Source organism: Microbacterium sp. H6, assembly GCF_003314775.1.
Lineage (GTDB): Bacteria > Actinomycetota > Actinomycetes > Actinomycetales > Microbacteriaceae > Microbacterium > Microbacterium oxydans.
Map to the genome: position 1 here is coordinate 6742 of NZ_QOAY01000015.1, position 3779 is coordinate 10520.

General features: G+C 64.6%; 4 protein-coding genes. 1 reads left to right on the forward strand and 3 read right to left on the reverse strand.

What is annotated here, in order from left to right:
• Positions 1–63: 63 nt before the first annotated feature.
• Together DSP71_RS21770 and DSP71_RS00605 are read right to left on the reverse strand one after the other, a co-directional pair.
• Complete coding sequence (locus tag DSP71_RS21770) at positions 64–240, reverse strand: hypothetical protein (RefSeq protein WP_046748560.1); 177 nt, start codon at positions 238–240, stop codon at positions 64–66.
• Positions 241–249: 9 nt separating this feature from the next.
• Complete coding sequence (locus DSP71_RS00605) at positions 250–615, reverse strand: DUF4406 domain-containing protein (protein WP_113680103.1); 366 nt, start codon at positions 613–615, stop codon at positions 250–252.
• Positions 616–669: 54 nt separating this feature from the next.
• Between DSP71_RS00605 and DSP71_RS00610 the strand changes: the two genes are divergently transcribed.
• Complete coding sequence (locus DSP71_RS00610) at positions 670–1419, forward strand: DeoR/GlpR family DNA-binding transcription regulator (protein WP_046748558.1); 750 nt, start codon at positions 670–672, stop codon at positions 1417–1419.
• On the opposite strand, the gene DSP71_RS00615 is transcribed toward DSP71_RS00610, so the two are convergent.
• Positions 1352–2236 carry a MerR family transcriptional regulator gene (locus tag DSP71_RS00615; RefSeq protein WP_258546191.1) on the reverse strand — a complete coding sequence of 295 codons (885 nt, stop codon included), beginning with the start codon at positions 2234–2236 and terminating at the stop codon, positions 1352–1354. The two genes, DSP71_RS00610 and DSP71_RS00615, sit on opposite strands and share 68 nt — an antisense overlap.
• Between the last annotated feature and the right edge of the window lie 1543 nt (positions 2237–3779).

The window sequence follows — 3779 nt, forward strand, 5'->3', positions numbered from 1 at the left end:
CCGCGCGCAGCTGGGACCTCTCGGAGCGGCTGAGCGGCGTGACCTACCCGCGGTGACGTCTGGTCAGTCGTCGCTGCGGCTGAAGATCCCTCGCAGCACGAGGAAGACCACCACGGCCACGACCGCGACGATCCCGAGCTTGAAGATGAACGCGAGGACCGAGAACAGCGCGCTCACGATCCACCACGCGATCACGACGGCGAGGATGACGCCGAGGATGGTCCAGAGGTTCTTGGTCATGCCTCCAGCCTACGGAGTCGAAGCTGCAGGAATCTCGTCGAGCGACCGGTACACGGGCAGCCCGAGCTCGTGGGCGATCTCGACGTCCTTGTCGGCGCCGGACGACTCCCCCGGCAGCCGCAGCACCGCGTCGCAGTGCAGGAGCAGTCGGCGGGCGGTCTCGTACATGACGTCGCCCTCGCCGGAGTCGCCCGGCTCGAGGGTGCGCAGGACCGGCAATGCGACCCGCTCCCCGATCATCGGCACGTGGCCGAGGCGGAAGATCGGACCGGACGCCTCCTCCAGGCGCGCGAGATTGCGAGCGATCAGGGCGGGGTCGCCGTTCGTGCCGGAACGGTAGGGGCCGGCGATCAGGATCAGGAGTGGCTTCATCATGGAGATGACTGTAGTCTGAATCATGCATAAACGTGCAACTTCGTGAGGAAACGTATGCTCGCTGCTCAGCGCAAGGACCACCTGCTCGACGTGCTCACCCGCGAGGGACGGGTCGTGGCGAAGGCTGCGGCCGATGAACTCGGAGTATCGGAAGACGCCATCCGTCGCGACCTCCGCGAGCTCGCCGACGAGGGAAGGCTCCAGCGCGTGTATGGCGGCGCGCTGCCCATCGCCGCGGCCGATCGCCCGGTGCGCGAGCGCCACGATCTGGCGACCCAGAGCAAGGAGCGGGTCGCCCGCCAGGCGGTCACGACCATCCTCCCCGGATCGACGATCGTGCTGGATGCCGGCACCACCACGCTCGCGATGGCGCGACTGCTTCCCTCCGGCACCGACATCACGGTCATCACCCCGAGTCCTGCCGTCGCCCTGGCCGTCGCCGAGCACTCGGATGCGCGCGTGATCATGATCGGCGGCGAGCTCGCCCGACACTCTCTCGTCGCCGGCGGAGGACTCGCGATGGAGGCGATCCAGCACCTCGCTGCCGACGTGTTCTTCGTCGGCGTCACGGGCGTCGACCCCCGACACGGTCTCACGACGGGCGAACTCGACGATGCCGTCACCAAGCGGGCGATCGCCTCCCGATGCGCCGCGACCATCGTGCTGGCCAGCGACGAGAAGATCGGCGCCGCCTCGCGCTACCCGGTACTGCCGTTCGAGGCGATCGCCGCGGTCATCACCGACCCCCTCGACGAGAATCCGCTGATCCCCGAGGTCCTGGCGCAGATCCCGGCGCGGACGTGAGCGACGACCCCTCCTCCTCCGCGAGGTGTTCCGTCAGTAGGGCGTGCAGATGGCCCGCCGCCGCGAGAAGCGTGACGCTGCGGCGCGTGAGGTCCGCCAATCGCTCCGTGAGGATGCGCTGCACCTGCGCGGTGTCACCGTGCGCGCGCACCTCGTCGATGATCCGCGAAACGGCGGGGATGCCGTAGCCGCCCGAACGCAGGGCGGCGGCGATCCGCGCCTCGGTGATCCCAGCGGAGTCGTAGGAGCGGACCGATCCTGCACGCCGAAGGGGGCGCACGAGCCCTTCTCGCTCCCAGTGCCGCAGTGCGGAGGAGCGGACGCCGAGCGCCTGGGCGAGTTCGCCGATGGCCATGGCATCGTCCTCGACGAACGGGTCGTCGGCCTCCGCCACCGCGTCCTCGAGTCCGCGCAGGGCCGCGCGCACCCGTGAGCGTTCGAGGGCGAGATCCGCGTGCAGGGTGTCGATCCGCTCCGCCGCCTGCTCGACCGATCCGCCGATGAGAGCGGGCATCAGTCGACGCGCGGGCACCGGACCGAGCGCCGTCGCCAACGCCCGATAGGCGTGCAGCGCCAGGACATGCGGCATCCGATACCGCCGGTACCCGTTCGCACCGCGCTCCGCGGCGGGGAGCACACCGAGTCGCTCGAGGTCGCGCACCTGCTGCGTCGAGTAGCCGATCTCGCTTGTTCGCAGCGTTGGATCGCTCAGCAATACGAAGAAGGACCACGTGCGAACGTGGTCCTTGTTCGTATTGCTGGTCAGCGGCGACGTGTCGACGTTCAGCCGAAACGAATTGCCTCGCTCGACTTCCACCGATGCGGACTCGAGTGCGTGGACGAGCGTCTTGTTCGAGAGCAGTCGTCGTTCGTAGTCCGAGATGACGGTGACGGGTTCGAGGGTGACGGGCCAGCTCGCGGTTCAGTGCAGCGATTGCTCACCGCGTCATGAGATCAGACAGTTCTTTAGCCGCACTGGAGCTTGTAATCGCCGGAGCTGAGCTGAGCTGACGCAGCGGTGACATCCTTGGCCCCAGAGGCTTTGAAATACGAGACAACGCGGAACGTGTGCTGCCCGGTCCCATTGCATTTGTACTGGACACTTTTTTGCACCATGTTCCACGTGCCAAAACTCTCGAAGGCTTCAGTAACGGGAACCCAGAGCCACCCGTTATGCATGAAAACGATTGACCTGATGTACGTCTTGGTGACGGCTCCCCAACAACTAGAGATTGCTGGCTTCGCGCCCACTGAACCGGAGGGGAACCCTTGTCCGGATGATCTCTTCCACATTTGTCCCACCGCAAAATGACAATTTCCTACTACCGTCGCTCTCGTGGTCGCACCTGGCGTCGATTCAGGAGCGCCGATGCTCGTGTCCGACCCAAGTGCATCCATCTCCGCGTCCGTCATCACCACCGCATCGGCAGGAAGCGGTGTTCCATCCGGGTAGACGAGGTACTCGTCGGGAACGTCCGCCGAGCTCACCGCTGTGAGTGGCGGGAGGTCGGGCGCGTCGTTCCCTGATGATGCCGCGTAAGCCGGGCTGCCGCCGGCTGCTACGATCCCGAGGATCAATGATCCAGCGAAAATAAAACCGAATTTGTGGTGGTGACGGTGTCTCATCTTTGAATACCTATTTCTAGTCAACTAAAACTTCCGCTAGACACTCGAGCCGCTTGACGCGCGGTAGGGGAGTCGTAGCGTCTACTGCGAATAAAGAGGCCCATCTGTTCCCGCGACCCGATAAGGCACAGAGACGGGGGTAAGCAGAACTGAGAGTCCGCTATCAGCCGCATACTTTTCCTGGAATTCGTACGCGTCGCTTTCGACGTCAAAGACGCCGATGAAACCAGGAGTTTCTTCCAAGTACACGATCCACACCATCATAAATGAAATGTATCACTTTCGACCTGGTGGCCGTCCTCGGCTATCAGCGCCTTCGCCCCGCGTGACGATACTGTCAAGAACTTCTTCGTCATGAGCTATCTCCCTGAGTAACTGGAAGCTATAGCTTCGCCCACCCGCAAGCTCCGTGTCTGTAGGACGTTCGGCCGACAGACAAAGCCCTGCCAACCGACTAAGGTCTCTTGGCTGCTCCGTCCATCGATCGAAGCCAGCCTGATGCACTCGGCCCACTGACTTCGTCCGACCCCGCAGCGTCCGACTGGAGTGAGTCCGCGATCACGGTGTCGATGGGAGCAGTCAGCCACGCGCGTGATCATGTCGCGAGCCCGTGGCCGCTGGCTAATCTGACATCAGCGCTCGGACGTGAAGGATGGTCCGTCCGATCCGGCCCCCGCGAGGTGTTCCGTCAGTAGGGCGTGCAGATGGCCCGCCGCCGCGAGAAGCGTGACGCT